Genomic DNA, 549 nt, shown 5'->3' on the forward strand with positions numbered 1-549 from the left:
CCTGGCGCACCTTCAGGTAAGTGGCATCGAGCCAGAGGTAGGGCCAGTCGCCTGCGAGCGGGCGCTTCAGGAAGGCATGGACGCGCTCGTCGATGTCCTTGCACAGCTTCGAGACCGAGGATTTGGAGATGCCGGTCATGCCCATCGCCTGCACCAGATCATCGACGCGCCGGGTGCTGACGCCGGCGATCCATGCCTCCTGGATCACCGCGACCAAGGCCTTCTCCACCGTCTTGCGCGGCTCCAGGAAGCCCGGGAAGTATGCGCCAGTTCGCAGCTTGGGGATCTTCAGGTTGAGCGTGCCGAGCCGGGTATCGAGGCTGCGGTCGCGGTAGCCGTTGCGCCAGGTCGTGCGCTCGCCGGAACGCTCGTGCCGGGCGGCGCCGACCAGGCCCTCAACATCGGCCTCCATGATGATCTGCAATACGCTTTCGGCAATGGTCCGCAGAAAATCTCCATCTCCGCTCTTCGCCAAAAGCTCGGCAAGCGGTAGCCTGTCTTCGGTCATCGGGATCAACTCCTTGGTTGGTGTGAAGCTTGGAAACTCCA

Annotated in this window: 1 protein-coding gene; it reads right to left on the minus strand. The window is 63.2% G+C overall.

All coding sequences use genetic code 11. The annotated features are described in order from the left end of the window. Window positions 1-508, minus strand: a 508-nt coding sequence (locus tag AX708_RS11630; protein ID WP_197426386.1) for a transposase, incomplete at its 3' end; no start/stop codon positions are given. Between the last annotated feature and the right edge of the window lie 41 nt (window positions 509-549).

The sequence above is a fragment of the Erythrobacter sp. CCH5-A1 genome, assembly GCF_001557115.1.
Classification (GTDB): Bacteria; Pseudomonadota; Alphaproteobacteria; order Sphingomonadales; family Sphingomonadaceae; genus Erythrobacter.